Annotated in this window: 16 protein-coding genes, 1 pseudogene and 1 riboswitch; of the genes and pseudogenes, 10 read left to right on the forward strand and 7 right to left on the reverse strand. The window is 60.0% G+C overall.

What is annotated here, in order from left to right; translation table 11 throughout:
• The coding region (locus ACWR1S_RS19855) for a hypothetical protein (protein ID WP_034154337.1) at positions 1–279 on the forward strand (279 nt) is incomplete at its 5' end.
• 88 nt (positions 280–367) lie between these two features.
• Here the strand turns inward: ACWR1S_RS19855 and ACWR1S_RS19860 are convergent.
• Entirely contained in the window at positions 368–1531 is a 1164-nt protein-coding gene (locus ACWR1S_RS19860; RefSeq protein ID WP_454564686.1) for a 1-acyl-sn-glycerol-3-phosphate acyltransferase, read from the reverse strand.
• 142 nt (positions 1532–1673) lie between these two features.
• Here ACWR1S_RS19860 and ACWR1S_RS19865 point away from each other — a divergent pair, with 142 nt between their 5' ends.
• The 3 genes from ACWR1S_RS19865 to ACWR1S_RS19875 are packed head-to-tail and all read left to right on the forward strand — an operon-like array spanning position 1674 to position 2786.
• A complete protein-coding gene (locus ACWR1S_RS19865; protein ID WP_093441321.1) occupies positions 1674–1856 on the forward strand; it encodes a CPXCG motif-containing cysteine-rich protein in 183 nt (60 codons plus the stop codon).
• Between the two features lie 9 nt (positions 1857–1865).
• Complete coding sequence (locus tag ACWR1S_RS19870; RefSeq protein WP_007912819.1) at positions 1866–2126, forward strand: putative signal transducing protein; 261 nt, start codon at positions 1866–1868, stop codon at positions 2124–2126.
• A 36-nt stretch (positions 2127–2162) separates the two neighbouring features.
• A complete protein-coding gene (locus ACWR1S_RS19875; RefSeq protein WP_454564687.1) occupies positions 2163–2786 on the forward strand; it encodes an SOS response-associated peptidase in 624 nt (207 codons plus the stop codon).
• 221 nt (positions 2787–3007) lie between these two features.
• Here the strand turns inward: ACWR1S_RS19875 and ACWR1S_RS19880 are convergent, their stop codons facing one another.
• Together ACWR1S_RS19880 and ACWR1S_RS19885 are read right to left on the reverse strand one after the other, a co-directional pair.
• A complete protein-coding gene (locus ACWR1S_RS19880; RefSeq protein WP_454564714.1) occupies positions 3008–3850 on the reverse strand; it encodes a methyl-accepting chemotaxis protein in 843 nt (280 codons plus the stop codon).
• 12 nt (positions 3851–3862) lie between these two features.
• A pseudogene (locus ACWR1S_RS19885) lies at positions 3863–5209 on the reverse strand (HAMP domain-containing protein); the annotation flags it as partial.
• A gap of 202 nt (positions 5210–5411) precedes the next feature.
• Between ACWR1S_RS19885 and ACWR1S_RS19890 the strand changes: the two are divergent.
• Positions 5412–6230: a M48 family metallopeptidase gene (locus ACWR1S_RS19890; RefSeq protein ID WP_158836139.1), complete on the forward strand. Its 819-nt coding sequence runs from the start codon at positions 5412–5414 to the stop codon at positions 6228–6230.
• A gap of 124 nt (positions 6231–6354) precedes the next feature.
• On the opposite strand, the gene ACWR1S_RS19895 is transcribed toward ACWR1S_RS19890, so the two are convergent.
• The 3 genes from ACWR1S_RS19895 to ACWR1S_RS19905 form a co-directional block, all read right to left on the reverse strand.
• On the reverse strand, positions 6355–6939 hold the full coding sequence (locus ACWR1S_RS19895) for a TMEM165/GDT1 family protein (protein WP_077574495.1): 585 nt from the start codon (positions 6937–6939) through the stop codon (positions 6355–6357).
• Positions 6940–7026: 87 nt separating this feature from the next.
• Positions 7027–7151, reverse strand: a riboswitch (yybP-ykoY riboswitch).
• Positions 7152–7201: 50 nt separating this feature from the next.
• Positions 7202–8200, reverse strand: coding sequence for a methyltransferase (locus tag ACWR1S_RS19900; protein WP_454564688.1), 999 nt, complete (start codon positions 8198–8200; stop codon positions 7202–7204).
• A gap of 32 nt (positions 8201–8232) precedes the next feature.
• Positions 8233–9198, reverse strand: coding sequence for a 2-hydroxyacid dehydrogenase (locus ACWR1S_RS19905; protein WP_454564689.1), 966 nt, complete (start codon positions 9196–9198; stop codon positions 8233–8235).
• Between the two features lie 91 nt (positions 9199–9289).
• Here ACWR1S_RS19905 and ACWR1S_RS19910 point away from each other — a divergent pair, with 91 nt between their 5' ends.
• Positions 9290–9919: a LysE family translocator gene (locus ACWR1S_RS19910; RefSeq protein ID WP_007912807.1), complete on the forward strand. Its 630-nt coding sequence runs from the start codon at positions 9290–9292 to the stop codon at positions 9917–9919.
• Between the two features lie 125 nt (positions 9920–10044).
• Here the strand turns inward: ACWR1S_RS19910 and ACWR1S_RS19915 are convergent, their stop codons facing one another.
• Complete coding sequence (locus ACWR1S_RS19915; RefSeq protein WP_454564690.1) at positions 10045–10809, reverse strand: AraC family transcriptional regulator; 765 nt, start codon at positions 10807–10809, stop codon at positions 10045–10047.
• 84 nt (positions 10810–10893) lie between these two features.
• Between ACWR1S_RS19915 and ACWR1S_RS19920 the strand changes: the two genes are divergently transcribed.
• The 4 genes from ACWR1S_RS19920 to ACWR1S_RS19935 all read left to right on the forward strand — a co-directional run bounded on the left by ACWR1S_RS19920 (position 10894) and on the right by ACWR1S_RS19935 (position 17526).
• The gene (locus ACWR1S_RS19920) at positions 10894–12078 is read left to right on the forward strand and encodes an MFS transporter (protein WP_454564691.1); all 1185 of its coding nucleotides are present in this window, start codon (positions 10894–10896) and stop codon (positions 12076–12078) included.
• Positions 12079–12224: 146 nt separating this feature from the next.
• Positions 12225–13907, forward strand: coding sequence for a fatty acid--CoA ligase (locus ACWR1S_RS19925; protein ID WP_454564692.1), 1683 nt, complete (start codon positions 12225–12227; stop codon positions 13905–13907).
• Positions 13908–14244: 337 nt separating this feature from the next.
• Complete coding sequence (locus ACWR1S_RS19930) at positions 14245–16134, forward strand: DUF1302 domain-containing protein (RefSeq protein ID WP_454564693.1); 1890 nt, start codon at positions 14245–14247, stop codon at positions 16132–16134.
• Positions 16135–16161: 27 nt separating this feature from the next.
• Positions 16162–17526 carry a DUF1329 domain-containing protein gene (locus ACWR1S_RS19935; RefSeq protein WP_141127566.1) on the forward strand — a complete coding sequence of 455 codons (1365 nt, stop codon included), beginning with the start codon at positions 16162–16164 and terminating at the stop codon, positions 17524–17526.
• Positions 17527–17640: the final 114 nt, after the last annotated feature.

Consider the following 17640-nt stretch of genomic DNA (forward strand, 5'->3'; position numbering starts at 1 on the left):
ATGTCGCTGCACTTGATGACGCTGTTTACCGCCCATCCCGCCAAGTTGATCAACTTGCTGGCGTTGTTGTTGGCGTTTCCCGGCAGTTGGCTGCTGCACGCCACCCGCCGCCGTGAACAGCGCGCGATGGCCAGCATTGCCGCCCAGCGTCAAGCGCAGCCGAATGCCGAGCCGATCCTGGATTGGGCGACGTTGCGCATGAACCGGTTTTTCTATCGCTTCGGTTTTGCTTGCCTCGCTCTGGCCCTGATCGTTTCCTGGATCAGCACGCGCTATTAAAAGCAAAAGATCGCAGCCTTCGGCAGCTCCTACACGAATCCCCTGTAGGAGCTGCCGAAGGCTGCGATCTTTTGATCTTGCCGTTGTTTTACAACGGCAACCCAGCCTTGACCCGGTACTGGTTACGCACCGGCGTCGCATATTGCAGCACCAGATACGGACGATGCTCTTGCGGGCACGCGTCCAGCCGGCTCTGCCACTCTTCCTGCGCCTTGGCCAGTTCATCCGCCGGGAACACCTCGGCAGCCTTCGGCACAGTCAGTTGCGGATCGGCATCGGCCCACTGCGCATACGCCAGGTAATGCACCGGGAATAACCGGTAACCGCCCAAAATCTGCTTGTCCATCTCGATCGCCAATTGCTTGGTGTCTTCGAACAGCTCGGTGATCGGCGCGGCAAAGTTCACGTGCACCCGGCCCTTGTAGCCGGTGATGCCCTTGGCGATGCTCACGTCATCTTCGCCCGGCGCTTTCGCGTAAGTGCCGGTGGTGGCGCGGATGTACAACTCGCGGGCCTTGGCCTGGTCGCACGGGTCGTATTCGTAGCTGATCGACACCGGGGTGACGTTCAGCGAGCGGATGACTTCGCCGAACGGCTCGTCCTTGCGGCTCATGTGGAACATCTTGAGGATCGCCGACTCGGTGCGATCATCGCCATCCTTCGCCCGACCTTCAGCCTGCGCGATCCAGATCGACGCGCAATCATTGCGGATCGAGTGGTTGATGTACGCCGACAACAGCTGATACGCAGCCATTTTCTCGCGACGACCAGTGATCGAACGGTGAACGATAAAGCTCTTGTTCAGGCGCATCAGGTCGCTGACGAACGGCTTCTGCAGCAGGTTGTCGCCAATCGCAATGCGCGGGGTCGGCAGGCCGGCGTGGTACACGGCGTAGTTGACGAAGGCCGGGTCCATCACGATGTCGCGGTGGTTGGCGATGAACAGATAAGCGCTGCCGGATTTGAATTGCTCGACACCGGTGTAGGTCACGCCGTCGGTGGCGCGCTCGATGGTGTGGTCGACGTAGGACTCGACCTTGTCCTGCAACGTCGCCACCGAGGTCACGTCGGCGAACTCACGACGCAGCCGATGGGCTATAAGTGGTTTGAGCATCCAGCCGAAAGCACCGGCAAAACGCGGGAAGCGGAAGTGGGTGAGGATATCTAGAAACGCCTTGTCGCCGAGCAGTCTTGCCAGTACCACAGGTACTTCGCTGTCGTCGTAAGGTCGGATGGCATCGAATTCGCCCATCATGCTCTCTTGTTGGAAACGGCTAGGGTAAGTAAAGGTTTTGATCGAAAACCCGCGGGGCACGGTCTGAAAAAGTAGCCAGACAAAAATAGCCCTGCAAATAGACCGGCGATTATACGCACAAGTCACTTGGGAGACCGCGATGCTGGAAACCGCTGAATACGAATGTCCTTATTGTGGGGAAACGGTCGAGACGACAGTAGACCTGTCCGGCGGCGATCAGACCTATATCGAGGACTGTCAGGTGTGTTGTCGGCCGATCACGTTTGTCTTGCAGGTCCACGGAGAGGATTGGTTTCTGGAAGTCTTCAGCGAAAACGAGTGAGGCGCGCCCATGCAGCGAATCTACGAGCCGGAAAACCTGATGGAAGGTGAAATGCTCAAGGGCATGCTCGCCAGCGAAGGCATCGAGGCGCACTTGATTGGCCGTGATTTGCTCGGCGGCACCGGTGAGCTGCCGATCTTCGGTTTGCTCGGGCTGTCGGTCGATAACGATCAGGCCGAATACGCCCGTGAGCTGATCACCGCGTACAATGCCGCGCTGCCGCTGCCCGGCGATGAACCGGAGAGCTTCCCCGGGACGCTGGTCTGTTAGGCTGAGCTTCGTTTTACTTCAGAGTCGTGTTGCCCCATGTGTGGACGTTATGCCCTGTTTCGCTGGAACCGCGATTTCGCGGCCCTGCCAGGTTTTCCCGCCGATCAGCAGGCGCAGTGGAACATTTCCCCCAATGATTCGGTGTTGATGCTGCGTGCCGCTGAAGACGGTGCGCGTACTCTGGCCCGTGCCCGTTGGGGGCTGACGCCGCCGTGGCTGACCGATCTGTCGAAAACCCCGGCGCATGCCCGTGCTGAAACCGTAGCCGAGCAGCCGATGTTTCGTGAGGCACTGCGTCAGCGTCGCTGCCTGCTGCCGGCGAATGGTTTCTACGAATGGCGCGGAACGCAGCGCAAGCGGCCGTACTGGCTGACGCCGGGGGAGGGCGCTTCGCTGTTTTTTGCGGCGATCTGGGAGGCGTATCCGGTGCAGGAGCAGGTCTGGTTGAGCACGGCGGTGATTACGCAGCCGGCGTCGAGTCAGCGCCGTCCGTTGATTCTGGATGAGGCGGGGCAGGCGGCGTGGCTCGATCCGGAGACGCCGTTGCATGTGTTGCAGGGGTTGCTGGCCAGTGAGCCTTCTGCATTGCGTGAGCGGGTGTTGGCGAATCTGATCAATGATCCGAAGCTCAATGGGCCGGAGTGTTTGACCCCGGGTTAAAGCCTGTAGATCAAAAGCCCCTCACCCTAGCCCTCTCCCAGAGGGAGAGGGGACCGACCGCGTTGTTTCCCGCCATGCATCGACCTGAAAAATAATGGCGATTATGGATTCGCTGAAATACTTCCAGGTCGGCGTATTACGCCAATATCCCCCAATCAGTCCCCTCTCCCTCTGGGAGAGGGTTAGGCGGGCGGCGTTCCGATGAGGGTGCTTTTCGCTTTTCAGACCTTGAACTGATTGATCAACCGCCGCTGCTGCTCCGCCAGCTTGGTCAGATCGGCACTCGCCGAACTCGACTCATCCGCACCGCCCGCCACTTCATTGGCCACTTGGCCGATATTGATCACATTGCGGTTGATGTCATCGGCCACCGCGCTCTGCTCTTCCGCTGCGCTGGCGATCTGCGTGTTCATGTCGTTGATCACCGAAACCGCCTGAGTAATCGTTTCCAGCGCTTGAGCCGCTTTCGCCGCGTGCTGCACGCTCTCATCTGTGCGGTTCTGGCTGTCTTCCATGACCCGCACCACGTCGCGTGTGCCCTGTTGCAGTTGCTGGATCATGCTCTGGATTTCTTCGGTGGCTTTCTGGGTTTTCTGCGCCAGATTGCGCACTTCGTCGGCCACCACGGCAAAACCGCGACCCTGCTCACCGGCGCGCGCCGCTTCAATCGCCGCGTTCAAGGCCAGCAGGTTGGTCTGCTCGGCGATGCCGCGAATGGCGGTGAGAATCGCGTTGATGTTCTCGCTGTCCTTGGCCAAGGTTTGCACCACGTCTACGGCCTTGCCGATTTCCACCGCCAGCACACCAATCGAGTTCGAGGTGTCGCGGACGATCTGCATACCCTGACTGGCGGCCTGATCGGCATGACTTGCCGCTTGCGCAGCCTGCGTGGCGTTACGCGCCACGTCTTGCGCAGTGGCGGTCATTTCCTGCACCGCCGTAGCCACTTGATCGATCTCGGCCATTTGTTTCTGGATGCCGATGTTGGTACGAATGGCGATGTCCGCGGTGTGTTCCGAGGAATCGCTGACGCTCTGCACCGACGTTACCACTTGGGTGATCATCGCCTGCAATTTGGCGAGGAAGGTGTTGAAGCCCTTGGCGATCGAACCCAATTCATCGCTGCGATCACTGGTCAAACGACGGGTCAGATCGCCCTCACCCTGAGCGATGTCATTGAGCATGGCGACCATTTGCTTCAGCGGTCGAGCGATACCGTGGCCAACCAGCCAGATCACCAGCAGGCCAATGCCGGCGATCAGCAGGCCAACCATGGCCATGCCGAAGGTGTCGGATTTGCGTTGGGCATCCAGATCGGCCTGTAGCTTTTGCAGATCCGCCATAACGGCGTTCAAAGGCAATTGCAGCATCAATGTCCAGCGCGCGTCGGTCTGACCGATGCCGAACGGCAGGTACAACTCGATGCGGCCCTTGTCCTTGTTGACCGAGTAAGTCACTTCGCCGCGCTTGAGATTGGCCAGGTTGGCAGTCTGCTCGGCGTCGAGGATGTCGCTGATTTTCTCGCCGAATTTGCTCGCATCCTTGGTGTAGGCAACGATCCGCCCGTTACCGCCGATCAGGGCCATTTGCCCGGCGCCGTTGTACAACTTCTGGTTGGCGCCGAGGAGCATTTCCTGAATGAAGTTCACCGACAGGTCGGCGCCGACGATGCCCTGGAAGGCGCCGTTGAGCATGATCGGCTCAATAAAGGAGGCGAGCATGACAATCTTGTCGCCGACTTTATAAGGCGCCGGATCGATCACGCAGGCTTTTTTGCTCTCTTTAGAGCACAAGTAGTACTCGCTGGCGCGCACACCGGTGGACAGGGTTTTCTGGTCGTCGACGTCGACCAGTTTGTCCAGACCGAGGGTGCCGTCATCGTTGCGGAACCACCATGGCAGGAAGCGCCCGCTGGCCGCGTCGATGCCGACCACACGGGTGCCGACATAGGCCGCATCATTGTGATCGAGGGCGTTTTTCTCCCAGCCGATGTAGGTGCCGAGAATTTTCGGGTTCTGTTCGACGTTCTCTTTGATCAGGCTGATCAGTTGCTCGCGGCTGACGTTCAGGCGCGGCTGGCCATCGGTGCCCGGCGTACCGAGCAGGGCGTTGACCCGCACCAGTCCGCCAGCAATCAGCAATGGCGCTTCGAGTTCGCGCTGGATCTGGCTGACCTGGGTTTGTGCCAGCGAAGTCAGGCGCTGTTCGATGACTTGCTCGAACTGGGCCTGGGTGCGCTGTTGCACCATCTCTTGAGTACGGGCGCCGGAAAACAGCGCATACAGCACCAGCGCAGCGACCACGCTAAGCACGATGGCGCCGGCCAGGGCGGCGACGGAAAACTGGATCGACTTGAACTTCATGGGAGCTCCGCACGCAAGAGGACGTCTGCGCTGATGTATCGGCAGCGGGCATTGGGCCATGAGTCGGGCGAAGTGTATTTGAAAGCCCGTGTCGCAAATGGATCAGTGTGCGACGCAGATGCAGAGGGCCTGGGGGGCGCTGTGAATTTTTTACGACAGCCTCAATGGGAAATGTCTGAAAGTCGCTGCAACGCGTCTGTTGTATCTGGCGTCGATACAATTACCCGCCTAGGATACGCGCAGGTTTTCAGGGAGCTTTTGAATGAACAAGACATTGGTTGTAAGTGCACTGAGCGCAGCGCTGTTGCTGGCCGGTTGTCAGTCGGTCAACACCACCAGCGGCGGCGCCGTGGGTGTGGAGCGCAAGCAGTACATGTTCAGCATGCTGTCCTCGCAAGAGGTCGACCAGATGTATGCCCAGTCGTATCAGAAGACTGTCGGTGAAGCCTCCAGCAAGGGTGTGCTGGACAAGACCAGTCCTGAGGCCAAACGGGTTCAGGCAATTGCCAATCGCTTGATCGCCCAAGCGCCGAATTTCCGTCCGGATGCGGCGCAATGGCAGTGGGAGGTCAACCTGATCAAAAGTGACGAGCTCAACGCCAACTGCGGTCCTGGCGGCAAGATCATTTTCTACACCGGGCTGATCGATAGCCTGAAGCTGACCGACGATGAAATCGCCGCGGTCATGGGCCATGAAATCGCCCACGCTCTGCGCGAGCACGGTCGTGAAGCGATGTCCAAGGCGTACGGGATTGAAATGGCCAAGCAGGGCGCGGGTGCATTGCTGGGTCTGGGTCAGGACAGTCTGGCGCTGGCCGACACCGTGGCCAACTACGGCATGACCCTGCCGAACAGCCGTGCCAACGAAAACGAAGCCGACCTGATTGGTTTGGAGCTGGCCGCTCGTGCTGGCTACAACCCGAATGCGGCGATCACGTTGTGGAACAAGATGAGCAAGGCGTCGGAAGGTTCGCCGCCGGAGTTCATGAGCACCCACCCGGCCTCGGCCAGCCGGATTGCCTCGTTGCAGGCGGCGATCCCGAAAGTCATGCCGCTGTACGAACAGGCTCCTAAATCCTGAGTCGGTGATCGTTCCCACGCTCTGCGTGGGAATGCCTCAAGGGACGCTCCGCGTTCCAAAAGGGACGCAGAGCGTCCCCGGCTGCATTCCCACGCAGGGCGTGGGAACGATCCTTCTCTCAGGGTTAAACCCAGCCACTGCTCTGCATCGCCTTGTACACCGCGACGATCGCCAGAATCATGAACGCCGAAGCCGCGAGGCGACGGATCAAGGTCAGCGGCAATTTGTCCGCAGCAAAATTACCCGCCAGAACCACCGGCACGTTGGCAATCAACATGCCCGCCGTCGTACCGATAATCACCAGCCACAGTTCCGGATATTGCGCGGCGAGCATCACCGTAGCGACCTGAGTCTTGTCACCCATTTCCGCCAGGAAGAATGCAATCAGCGTGGTCAGGAACGGCCCGAACTTGCGCGCGGTGCTGGTTTCATCGTCATCCATTTTGTCCGGGACCAATGTCCACAGCGCTGTGGCGGTGAAGCTCGCGGCGAGGATCCAGTGCAGCGTCGCATTCGAGAAGAAACTGCCGAACCAGGCGCCGACCGCACCGGCTGCTGCGTGGTTGGCCAGGGTCGCGGCGACAATACCGGCAATGATCGGCCAGGGTTTGCGGAAGCGAGCGGCGAGAATCAGCGCGAGCAGTTGCGTCTTGTCGCCGATTTCGGCCAAGGCAACGATTGCGGTGGGAACGAGTAACGAGTCCAGCATCAGGATTTCCTAAGGGGCGGGTCGACACGGCTATGACACGTACAGCCTTCCCGCCCCGGGTAAGGTGTGCGTGTCATAGGTCTTGTCAAACCCTGCGATCCGTCTGCTGCGGACGCTTGGGTCGCATACGCCATGATCTGAGGATCAAGTATGTTGACGTATGCCGGACGAGCATGGCGCTCGTGGGAGACTACTCCCCTAGGACGGAGCGGATTCTGCCTAGGCAAATCCGATTGAGCAAGCCTCTTTTTTAAAAGAGGTTTCAGCCGCGCTTGGCCCGGTAAATCCGAAAACCATTGCCTTCGGCCTTGATTGCACACACGCCCAGATGCTCTTCGATCAGCGGCTGATACTTGAGGAAACTGTTCGCCACCAAGCGCAGTTCGCCGCCGTTTTTCAGATGTTTAGCCGCTTTTCGCAGCAAGTTTTCGGTGGCGAAATAGTCGGTGTGCACGCCGACGTGGAACGGTGGATTGCTCAGAATCGCGTTCAAACCCATCGGCGCGGCATCAATGCCGTCACCGGTCAGCACGTCGGCTTCCAGACCGTTGGCAGCCAGCGTCAGACGGCTGCTGGCAGCAGCAAAAGCATCCACGTCCAGCAACGTCACTTGATTGTGCGGATAGCGACGTTTTACCGCAGCCCCCAATACGCCAGCGCCGCAACCGAAGTCGAGCAAATGGCCGCTCGGCAGCTTGTCCAGATGCTCCAGCAACAGGGCGCTGCCGCGATCCAGGCGACCGTGGCTGAACACGCCCGGCAGGCTGATGACTTTCAACGGGCCTTCAGCCAGTGGCAGTTCGTAAGTCTGTGCCAGACTTTCCAGGGATTTCGCTTCCGGGGCGTTGGCCACAGTCACTTGCCATAACTGGCAGTGGCGCGCGCTGTCGAGCTTGCGTGGCTTGCCGAACGGGTTGAGCTGCTTGGACGCGCCTTCGATGCCGCTGCGTTTTTCCCCGACCAGAAACACTTCACGCCCGGCCAGACGCGACGCCACGGCGTTGAGGATGTAATCGGTCAGGTCCTTGGACTTGGGCAGGAACACCACGGCGCTGTCGAACTCGCGCTCCGGCACGTTCACGCCGAAATGGCTGCGACCTTCGAAACGGGCGTCCAGCGCGGCTTGATCGCCAGCGTGCCAGCACCAGCCGAATGCGTTGGGCAGGCGCCCGAGCAAATCGTCGGCAGGCAAACCGGCCAACAACAACGAACCTTGAAACAACTCGGGCTGACGAAGCAGTACTTCACTGCGCGGATCCATAACTGCTCCTCAAAAAAAAGTGCCGCAGTTTATCAACTGACGACCCGCAGCGCCTTACCGCTGAAGAACGCCTGAGCGTTTTCGGTCAATTGGCCAACGATGCGTTGCCGCGCTTCAACACTGCCCCAAGCGTTGTGCGGGGTGACGATCAGGCGCGGAATGTCCGCCGCGAGCAACGGATTGCCTTGGCTCGGCGGCTCGACGCTCAACACGTCGGTGGCCGCGCCGCCGAGGTGACCGTTGCGCAGGGCAACGGCCAGCGCCTGCTCATCGATCAAGCCGCCACGCGCGGTGTTGACCACGAAGGCGCCGGGTTTCATCGATGCCAGCTCGCGGGCACCGATAAAGTGGCGAGTGTGTTCGTTAAGCGGGCAGTGCAGGGTGAGGGCGTCGATTTGTGGCAGCAGTTCATCCAGCGGCAGGCGATCCGGGCGAGCGGGGCGCCCGGGAATCTGCCCGAGCAACACACGCATGCCAAAGGCTTCGGCCAGCCGCGCCACGGCGCCACCGAGTTCGCCATGGCCGAGCAAACCGAGGGTTTTGCCCTCCAGTTCGACAATCGGGTAGTCGAGCAGGCAGAACTGTTTGGCCTGCTGCCAGCGACCTTCGCCAATGGCTTTCTGGTAATCGGCCAGACGCGTGGCAAGGTTGAGCAACAGCATGATCGTGTGCTGCGCCACTGACGGCGTGCCGTAACCCTGGCAGTTGCACACGGTGATGCCCTGAGCGCGGGCGGCAGCGAGGTCGACGTTGTTGGTGCCGGTGGCGGTGATCAGGATCAGTTTCAGATCGGGGTTGGCGGCCATCGCGGCGGCGTCGATCAGGATCTTGTTGCTGATCGCCACGGTGGCGCCTTGCAGGCGCTCGGCAACTTGCTCGGGCAAAGTCTGGGCAAACAACTGCAGATCGCTGAAACACTCGCGCAACGGACTGAGGTCGAGGTCGCCGAGATCCAGCGAAGGATGATCAAGGAAAACGGCGCGGCGCGTGTTCGTCATCAACTGTACCTTTTGTGCTGTGAGCGTTGGGCGTAATCTGCCGAGCCTACCAGATGAAACAAATTGATACGCTTGGCCGAAAGGAGCCCCCATGTACTGGACCGAGTTCTTGACCGTTGCACTGATCCACTTACTGGCCGTCGCCAGCCCCGGCCCGGACTTCGCCGTGGTGGTGCGCGAGAGCGTGACCCACGGTCGGCGCGCCGGCACCTGGACCGCACTGGGTGTGGGCACGGCAATTTTCCTGCACGTCGGTTATTCGCTGCTCGGTATCGGCCTGATCGTGTCGCAGTCGATCGTGCTGTTCAACGCCTTGAAATGGGCCGCTGCGGCTTATCTGCTGTACATCGGCTTCAAAGCCTTGCGTGCGCAACCGGCAAAAACCGTGACTGATGATCTGCACAAAGAGGCCGGTGTGCGCACGGCGCGCGGCGCGTTCACCTCGGGCTTTGTGACCAACGGTCTGAATCCGAAAGCCACGCTGTTCTTCCTGTCGCTGTTCACCGTGGTGATCAACCCGCACACGCCACTGGCGGTGCAGGCCGGTTACGGAATTTACCTGGCGGTCGCGACTGCTATCTGGTTTTGTCTCGTTGCGATGCTGTTCAGCCAGCAACGCGTGCGTGCCGGTTTCGCCCGCATGGGGCACTGGTTCGATCGCACCATGGGCGCGGTGCTGATCGCTCTCGGCGTGAAAATCGCGTTTACCGAGATGCACTAAGAGCTGAAACGCGATCAAACTGTGGGAGCGAGCTTGCTCGCGAAGGCGTCGGATCAGTCGACATCACAGGTGACTGGAAGATTGCTTTCGCGAGCAAGCTCGCTCCCACAGGGGGTGGGAAACTCCTACACAAGTTCGCTGAGTTTGCTCAGATTGTTGAGGTAGTCGCGGGGATTCTCCCCCAGCAAACGGCGAAACATCGCGCTGAACGCCCGCGCGCTGCCGTAACCCAGGTCCTGCGCCACACGCTGCACGCTGTCCCCGGCGAGCAAACGGGGCAGGGCTTCCATCAGGCGCAGTTGCTGGCGCCAAGCGTTGAAACTCATCTGCACTTGTTGCTGAAACAGCCGCGCCAACGTGCGTGAGCTGGCGCCGACCTGCTGCGCCCAGTCTTCCAGCGTATTGGCGTGATCGGGGGTGTGCAGCAGTGCCAGACAGATGTTCTGCAGGCGCCGGTCAGTGGGCATCGGAATGTGCAGCGGCAGATTTTCCAGACTGGCGAGCTCTTCGAGCATCAACTGCTGAATCAGCGGGTTGTCGGCGTGCGGCGGCCCTTGCACGGCCCGCAGGATCAGCTCGCGCAGCAGCGGCGTCACGGCCAATACACAGCACTGTTGCAGGCTGGCGGGCGACAGCGCAGGCGCGATGAACAGCGAGCGCATCTGCACATCGCCGCTCATGAAAATCTCATGCGCCACCTCGGGTGGAATCCACACCGCGCGACTCGGTGGGATCACCCACGCGCCCGATTGCGTGACCACGCGCATGATCCCGCTGACGGCATACAGCAATTGCGCTTCGCGATGCAGATGCAACGGCTGGTGCGCGCCGTCCAGGTAATCCCGGGGATAGGCGCTCACCGGGCCGTGTTCGAAGTGGCTGATCAACATGTCTGATTTGATGACTTGCTTGGCAGAAATGCGCTTTACGGCCAACTTAGCATAGCGCCACACAACAACGTAAAGCGTGCCGCCATGAATCAATCCCGTAATGTCATTCGCTATATCAACGCCGCCCATGTGATCGATCACATGTTCATGCTGATTTTTCCCGCCGCCGTGCTCGGCATGACGCAGGCCTTCGGCCTCGACTACGCCACACTGATCGGCTTGTCACTGGGCGGCTTCATTGCCTTCGGCGCGTGTTCGCTACCCGCTGGTTGGCTGGGCGATCACTGGAGTCGGCGGCAGATGATGCTGGTGTTCTTCTTCGGCATCGGCGCTTCAGCGATTTTCACTGGCCTGAGCAGCAGCCCGGCCATGCTGGTGATCGGCCTGACCCTGATCGGTATTTTTGCGGCAATTTATCACCCGGTCGGCACGGCGATGTTGGTCGCTTATGCACAAAATCGCGGCCGGGAAATCGGCATCAACGGTATGTGGGGGAATCTGGGTGTGGCGTTTTCGGCGCTGATCACCGGCTTGCTGGTGGCGCAATTCGGCTGGCGCTCGGCGTTTCTGTTACCGGGCGTGGTGGCGATTGTGCTGGGGGTTGGCTTCGCCTTGCAGGTGCGAGAAGAACCGATCCCGAAACGCCCGCACACGCCGCTCAAAGGCGCCGCCGGCCAGCGCATTTCGATGGTCATGGTGTTCGGCGTGCTGGCGCTGGCCACCGCCACTGGCGGCGTGGTGTTCAACGCCACCACCATGACTTATCCGAAACTGTTTGAGGAACGTTTGCATGAGCTGTTCGCTTCGCCGCAAACCCTCGGTGTGGTGGTCAGTCTGGCTTATGCCTTTGGCGCGGTGGCGCAGTTGAGCATTGGCCGAGTGTTGCACCGCTTCAGTCTGAAGTGGCCGTTCATTGTCCTGACGTTGTGCCAGGCACCGCTGTTGTTCGCGCTGGCTTATGCCGACGGCTGGACGGTAATCGCCCTCGGTGCAGCGTTCATGTTCGTGGTGTTTGGTCAGGTAACAGTGAACGATGCGATGGTTGCCAACTTCGTCGCCCCACAGTGGCAATCACGGGTGTTCGCCCTGCGTTACTGTTTATCGTTCGGTGCCAGTGCGACGGCGATTCCGCTGATTTCCTATGTCGAACCGCGCCACGGTTTCGTAGGCCTGTACTTGATTCTCGCGGGTTTCGGCGCGTTGACCTTCCTCGCGGCGGTGGTTTTCCCACGGACGCCTTCTGAAGAGGCTGTAGGACAAACCGCTTGATCGATGACGAAAACCGGCAAATGCTGGCGCAAAGCTAGCATTTGTACGGCTTTGCAAATCATTCCTTTGGCTGATTTGGCTGGCGTATAAGGGTTCTAGAGTACCAATCTCTACGCCAACACCGTGCAGTCAGAAAAGGGATTCTTATGTTGCAGACTCGCGTCATTCCCCCGGCCGATGGGGCCTACCAGTATCCATTGCTGATCAAACGGCTGCTGATGTCCGGTGCCCGTTACGAGAAAACCCGCGAGATCATTTACCGTGACCAGTTGCGTTACAGCTACCCGACGCTGATCGAGCGTGTGGCGCGGCTGGCCAATGTGCTGACGGCGGCCGGTGTGAAGGCCGGTGACACGGTGGCGGTGATGGACTGGGACAGCCATCGTTACCTGGAATGCATGTTTGCGATTCCGATGATCGGCGCGGTGATACACACGATCAACGTGCGCCTGTCGCCGGAGCAGATCCTCTACACCATGAACCACGCCGAGGACCGCTTTGTGCTGGTCAACAGCGAGTTTGTTGGCCTGTACCAAGCGATCGCACCGCACCTGACCACGGTCGAGAAAACCCTGCTGCTGACCGATCTGCCGGAGAAAACTGCCGACTTGCCGAATCTGGTCGGCGAGTACGAGCAACTGCTCGCCGCCGCCAGTGCGCAGTACGACTTCCAGGATTTCGACGAAAACTCCGTCGCCACCACGTTCTACACCACCGGCACCACCGGTAACCCGAAGGGCGTGTATTTCACCCATCGGCAACTGGTGCTGCACACCATGGGCGTGTCGACGATCATGGGCTCGATCGACAGCGTGCGCCTGCTCGGCACCAACGATGTGTACATGCCGATCACGCCGATGTTTCACGTTCACGCCTGGGGTCTGCCGTATGTGGCGACCATGCTCGGGCTCAAGCAGGTTTACCCGGGGCGCTATGATCCGGAGTTTCTGGTGGAGCTGTGGCGTAAAGAGAAGGTCACCTTCTCCCACTGCGTGCCAACCATTCTGCAAATGCTGCTTAACGCGAAAGGGGCGCAGGGCACTGATTTCGGTGGATGGAAGATCGTCATCGGCGGTAGTGCGCTCAATCGCACTCTGTACGAAACCGCCAAGGCCCGTGGTATTCAACTCACTGCGGCCTACGGCATGTCGGAAACCGGGCCATTGGTTTCCTGCGCGCACCTCAATGACGAGTTGATGGCCGGCACTGAAGACGAACGCACCACCTATCGGATCAAGGCCGGTGTGCCGGGGCCGCTGGTGGAAGCGGCGATCGTCGACGGCGACGGCAACTTCCTTCCGGCCGACGGCGAAACCCAGGGCGAACTGGTGCTGCGCGCACCGTGGCTCACCGAAGGGTATTTCAACGAGCCGCAGAAGGGCGCCGAGCTCTGGGCGGGCGGCTGGCTGCACACCGGTGACGTCGCCACGCTCGACAGCATGGGCGTGATCGACATCCGCGATCGCATCAAGGACGTGATCAAGACCGGCGGCGAATGGATCTCCTCGCTGGACCTCGAAGACTTGATCAGCCGTCACGTCGCGGTACGCGAAGTAGCAGTCGTGGGCATCGCCGATCCGCAGTGGGGCGAGCGCCCGTTTGCCTTGCTGGTGATCCGCGAAGGGCATGTGATCGGGGCGCGCGAGCTCAAGGAACACCTCAAGCCGTTCGTGGAATTGGGGCACCTGAGCAAGTGGGCGATTCCGAGTCAGATCGCCCTTGTTACCGAAATTCCCAAGACCAGTGTCGGCAAGCTCGACAAGAAGCGCATCCGCCTCGACATCACCGAATGGCAGGCCAACAACAGCACCTTCCTCTCGACACTTTAAGTGTCTGCTGGCGCGCCGAAAACGGCGCGCCAGACCCACCAAGCAAGCGCTTGGCTTGTGAAATCGAAAAATTAGGCCATCCTTGCCGTGCCGACATCTGTCGGACTGGCGAAAGGACTGTTCCAGAGTGGCCGGCAGCTGCAAATCACACTTTAGAGGGATCAAGCAGTACCACCTGCTGGCTATAGTCCGCTCAAGGATTTTTAAGAACGGGGCACACGCACAAAACGGGGCGATGCATCTTTGGAGTGACTTCGGGCTGTCTCTGGCACCCGGTCCTTCAGGCGTTTTTAAAAGTACTCACTGCCATAACAATAATGCACATGGAGTAGCGTCGATGACCTCAGTAAACCAGTTCTGGCGCCGGGCGAAACTGCCTCTGGCGGTCAGTCTTGCCTCTTCGCTCGCCGGGCCCGCATTCGGCGTCAGTTTCAACGTCGGTGAAATCGAGGGCCAGTTCGACTCATCCCTGTCGATCGGTGCCAGTTGGTCTACTCAGAACCCGAACAAGAACCTCATCGGCGTCAACAACGGCGGCCACGGCCTGTCGCAGACATCCGATGACGGTCACGCCAACTTCAAGAGCGGTGAAACCTTTTCGAAGATCTTCAAGGGCATTCATGACCTTGAGCTGAAGTACGGCGACACCGGCGTGTTCGTCCGTGGCAAATACTGGTACGACTTCGAACTCAAGGATGAAAGCCGCGAGTTCAAGGACATCAGCGATTCGGGCCGCAAGGAGGGCGCCAAGTCATCCGGTGGCCAGATCCTCGACGCCTTCGTTTACCACAACTATTCGATTGCCGATGAGCCGGGCTCCGTGCGTCTGGGCAAGCAGGTCGTGAGCTGGGGTGAAAGTACCTTCATTGGCGGCGGCATCAACTCGATCAACCCGATCGACGTTTCCGCGTTCCGTCGTCCGGGCGCCGAGATCAAGGAAGGCCTGATCCCGGTCAACATGTTCTACGTCTCGCAGAGCCTGACCGAAAACCTCTCGGCCGAAGCGTTTTATCAACTGGAATGGGACCAGACCGTTGTCGACAACTGCGGCACGTTCTTCTCGCAGCCGGACATCGTGGCCGACGGTTGCAACGACAACCTGCGCGTGCTGAACAAGCGTTCGCAAATCCCGGCCATCGCCCTGGGGCCATTGGCCGCCAACGGTGTCAACGTCAACGAAGAAGGCGTGCTGGTGCGCCGTGGTCCGGACCGCGATGCCCGCGACAGCGGTCAGTGGGGCGCATCCTTCAAGTACATGTACGAGCCGCTCGACACCGAGTTCGGCGCCTACTTCATGAACTACCACAGCCGTGCGCCGATCTTCAGCGCCACCGGTGCGCCGCAATCGGTCTACAACACGGCGCGCGCGCTGCCGGGGCCGTTTGCCGCACTCGCACCCCTGTTGGTTGCGGGCAACTCGAACTACTTCATCGAATACCCTGAAGACATTCGCCTCTACGGTTTGAGCTTCTCCACTACCCTGCCTACCGGTACGGCGTGGAGCGGTGAGATCAGCTACCGTCCGAATGCGCCGGTACAACTGAACTCCACCGACATCCTGTTCGCCGGTGTGCGTCCGATCGGCGGCGCACTGACCAACGCTTCGATACTGAACGGCGTGCCGGGTCAGGATCTGCACGGTTACGAGCGCAAGGAAATCACCCAGATCCAGACAACGTTCACGCACTTCTTCGATCAGGTCATGGGCGCCAGCCGCCTGACCCTCGTCGGTGAAGTCGGCGCGACCTACGTCGGCGGGCTGGAAAGCCGATCTGACATGCGTTATGGCCGCGATCCGGTGTATGGCCCGGGTGAGTTGCCGGCCACTGGCGGTGTCAATACCTGCGCCAACATCCTCAACGCCAGCACCATCAATGGTGCCGGGCCGGGCTCGCCGCAGAACAACCGCAGCCGCAATTGCGACAACGATGGCTTCACCACATCGATGTCGTGGGGCTACCGCGGTCGCGCCATCTGGGAATACAACGACGTCTTCGCCGGTGTGAACCTCAAGCCGAACGTGGCCTGGTCCCACGACGTCAGTGGTTACTCGCCAGGCCCTGGCGGTAACTTCGAGGAAGGTCGCAAGGCGGTCAGTCTGGGTGTTGATGCCGAATACCAGAACACCTACACCGCGAGCCTGGCCTACACCAACTTCTTCGACGGCAAGTACACCACTGTGGATGACCGCGACTTCGTTGCGCTCAGCTTCGGCGTGAACTTCTAAGCACTGCATTTCAGGACGAACACACATATGAAAATAACAAAGAGTCTGTTCCACGCCGGTGTTCTGGGCCTGTCGCTGCTGGCGACAGGTGTCATGGCGGCGGTGCCCGCTGCCGAAGCGGACAAGCTGGGTAAAAGCCTGACCCCGATGGGCGCGGAAATGGCCGGCAACGCCGACAATTCGATCCCGGCGTGGAAGCCGCTGGCAAAAAACGCCGGCACGGTCGACGCGCGTGGTTTCCTGTCCAACCCTTACGCCAGTGAACAACCGCTGTTCACCATCACCGCCAAGGATGTCGACAAGTACAAGGACAAACTGGCGCCGGGCCAATACGCGATGTTCAAGCGCTATCCGGACACCTTCAAGATGCCGGTCTATCCGTCCCATCGTGGTGCGACGGTGCCGGATGACGTGTTCGCCGCCATCAAGAAAAACGCCACCAACACCAATCTGGTGTCCGGCGGCAATGGTCTGGAAAACTTCGAAACCGCCGTGCCATTCCCGATTCCGAAGAGCGGCGTGGAAGTTATCTGGAACCATATCACCCGCTATCGCGGTGGCAGCGTGACCCGTCTGGTGACTCAAGCCACGCCGCAACCGAACGGCTCGTACAGCCTGGTGTACTTCCAGGATCAGTTCGTGTTCCGCGACAAGATGAAGGACTACGACCCGAAAAATCCGGGCAACATCCTGTTCTACTTCAAGCAGAAAGTGACCGCGCCGGCGCGTCTGGCCGGTGGTGTGCTGCTGGTGCACGAGACCCTCGACCAGGTGAAAGAGCCACGTTCGGCGTGGGTCTACAACGCCGGTCAGCGTCGCGTACGCCGTGCGCCGCAAGTGTCCTATGACGGTCCGGGTACTGCGGCGGACGGTCTGCGTACCTCCGACAACCTCGACATGTACAACGGTGCTCCGGATCGCTACGACTGGAAGCTCGAAGGCAAGAAGGAAATGTACATCGCCTCCGACAGCTACAAGCTCGACGATCCGAAACTGAAGTACGCCGACATCATCAAGGCCGGTCACATCAACCAGGACCTGGCGCGTTACGAGCTGCGTCGCGTTTGGCATGTGGTTGCCACCCTCAAGGAAGGTCAGCGTCACATCTACGCCAAGCGGGACTTCTACATTGACGAGGACACCTGGCAGGCAGCGGTGATCGACCACTACGACGGTCGTGGCCAACTGTGGCGCGTCGCCGAAGCGCACGCCGAGAACTACTACGACAAGCAAGTGCCGTGGTATGCCCTGGAAACTCTCTACGACTTGCAGTCCGGCCGCTATCTGGCACTGGGCATGAAGAACGAAGAGAAGCAGGCGTATGACTTCGGTTTCACCGCCACCACCAGCGACTTCACCCCGGCCGCTCTGCGTCAGGATGGTGTTCGCTAACCCGCTGTAACCCGAGGCCGCATCCTCGTGAAAACGCCCCGACTGGTTCGGGGCGTTTTTTTGCGCGGCCTCCGCGCCTTCGAACCGTTTTTGTAGGAGCTGCCGAAGGCTGCG

This window comes from Pseudomonas sp. AIG, assembly GCF_977020205.1.

Excerpts from the sequence above, each read along its gene's own strand:
- ACWR1S_RS19860 (WP_454564686.1), bottom strand. The coding sequence starts at position 1,531 with ATGGGCGAATTCGATGCCATCCGACCTTACGACGACAGCGAAGTACCT.
- ACWR1S_RS19865 (WP_093441321.1), top strand. The coding sequence starts at position 1,674 with ATGCTGGAAACCGCTGAATACGAATGTCCTTATTGTGGGGAAACGGTC.
- ACWR1S_RS19870 (WP_007912819.1), top strand. The coding sequence starts at position 1,866 with ATGCAGCGAATCTACGAGCCGGAAAACCTGATGGAAGGTGAAATGCTC.
- ACWR1S_RS19875 (WP_454564687.1), top strand. The coding sequence starts at position 2,163 with ATGTGTGGACGTTATGCCCTGTTTCGCTGGAACCGCGATTTCGCGGCC.
- ACWR1S_RS19880 (WP_454564714.1), bottom strand. The coding sequence starts at position 3,850 with ATGATCACCCAAGTGGTAACGTCGGTGCAGAGCGTCAGCGATTCCTCG.
- ACWR1S_RS19890 (WP_158836139.1), top strand. The coding sequence starts at position 5,412 with ATGAACAAGACATTGGTTGTAAGTGCACTGAGCGCAGCGCTGTTGCTG.
- ACWR1S_RS19895 (WP_077574495.1), bottom strand. The coding sequence starts at position 6,939 with ATGCTGGACTCGTTACTCGTTCCCACCGCAATCGTTGCCTTGGCCGAA.
- ACWR1S_RS19900 (WP_454564688.1), bottom strand. The coding sequence starts at position 8,200 with ATGGATCCGCGCAGTGAAGTACTGCTTCGTCAGCCCGAGTTGTTTCAA.
- ACWR1S_RS19905 (WP_454564689.1), bottom strand. The coding sequence starts at position 9,198 with ATGACGAACACGCGCCGCGCCGTTTTCCTTGATCATCCTTCGCTGGAT.
- ACWR1S_RS19910 (WP_007912807.1), top strand. The coding sequence starts at position 9,290 with ATGTACTGGACCGAGTTCTTGACCGTTGCACTGATCCACTTACTGGCC.
- ACWR1S_RS19915 (WP_454564690.1), bottom strand. The coding sequence starts at position 10,809 with ATGTTGATCAGCCACTTCGAACACGGCCCGGTGAGCGCCTATCCCCGG.
- ACWR1S_RS19920 (WP_454564691.1), top strand. The coding sequence starts at position 10,894 with ATGAATCAATCCCGTAATGTCATTCGCTATATCAACGCCGCCCATGTG.
- ACWR1S_RS19925 (WP_454564692.1), top strand. The coding sequence starts at position 12,225 with ATGTTGCAGACTCGCGTCATTCCCCCGGCCGATGGGGCCTACCAGTAT.
- ACWR1S_RS19930 (WP_454564693.1), top strand. The coding sequence starts at position 14,245 with ATGACCTCAGTAAACCAGTTCTGGCGCCGGGCGAAACTGCCTCTGGCG.
- ACWR1S_RS19935 (WP_141127566.1), top strand. The coding sequence starts at position 16,162 with ATGAAAATAACAAAGAGTCTGTTCCACGCCGGTGTTCTGGGCCTGTCG.